This is a genomic window from Streptomyces sp. NPDC001270, from assembly GCF_042896695.1.
Classification (GTDB): Bacteria; Actinomycetota; Actinomycetes; order Streptomycetales; family Streptomycetaceae; genus Streptomyces.
The window spans coordinates 1-1,078 of record NZ_JBIAXM010000110.1 but is presented as its reverse complement, the minus strand read 5'-3'; the positions used below and the strand labels follow the sequence as shown (position 1 = coordinate 1,078).

General features: G+C 64.2%; 1 protein-coding gene. It reads left to right on the top strand.

Translation table 11 applies throughout. From position 1 onward, the window contains the following. Positions 1 to 1,078: flavodoxin-dependent (E)-4-hydroxy-3-methylbut-2-enyl-diphosphate synthase (gene ispG / locus ACFY2B_RS46205; RefSeq protein ID WP_390769056.1), on the top strand; the 1,078-nt coding region annotated here is incomplete at both ends.

Sequence of the window (1,078 nt, the reverse complement as noted above, 5' to 3'; positions counted from 1 at the left end):
TCGCCGAGCGCCGCGTGTCGCGGCAGATCCATGTCGGTTCGGTGGCGGTGGGTGGGGACGCGCCGGTTTCGGTCCAGTCGATGACGACGACGCGTACGTCGGATGTCGGTGCGACGTTGCAGCAGATCGCGGAGTTGACGGCGTCGGGTTGTCAGATCGTGCGGGTGGCGTGTCCGACGCAGGATGATGCGGATGCGTTGGCGGTGATCGCGCGTAAGTCGCAGATTCCGGTGATCGCGGATATTCACTTCCAGCCGAAGTATGTGTTCGCGGCGATCGATGCCGGGTGTGCGGCGGTGCGGGTGAATCCGGGCAATATCAAGAAGTTCGATGATCAGGTGCGGGAGATCGCGCGGGCTGCGGCGGATCGGGGGACGCCGGTCCGGATCGGGGTGAACGCGGGGTCGTTGGACCGGCGGTTGTTGCAGAAGTACGGGAAGGCGACGCCGGAGGCTCTGGTGGAGTCGGCGCTGTGGGAGGCGTCGTTGTTCGAGGAGCATGGTTTCCGGGACATCAAGATCTCGGTGAAGCACAACGATCCGGTGGTGATGATCGAGGCGTACCGGCAGTTGGCGGAGCGGTGTGAGTATCCGTTGCATCTGGGTGTGACGGAGGCGGGGCCGGCTTTTCAGGGGACGGTGAAGTCGGCGGTGGCGTTTGGTGCGTTGTTGTCGCAGGGGATCGGGGACACGATCCGGGTGTCGTTGTCGGCGCCTCCGGTGGAGGAGGTGAAGGTCGGTATTCAGATTCTGGAGTCGTTGAATCTGCGGCAGCGGGGTCTGGAGATCGTGTCGTGTCCGTCGTGTGGTCGGGCGCAGGTGGATGTGTACAAGTTGGCGGAGGAGGTCACGGCGGGGCTGACGGGGATGGAGGTGCCGTTGCGGGTGGCGGTGATGGGGTGTGTGGTGAATGGTCCTGGTGAGGCGCGTGAGGCGGATCTGGGGGTTGCGTCGGGTAATGGGAAGGGGCAGATCTTCGTCAAGGGTGAGGTGATCAAGACGGTTCCCGAGTCGAAGATCGTGGAGACGCTGATCGAAGAGGCGATGAAGCTCGCCGAGCAGATGGAGGCCGAGGGCGC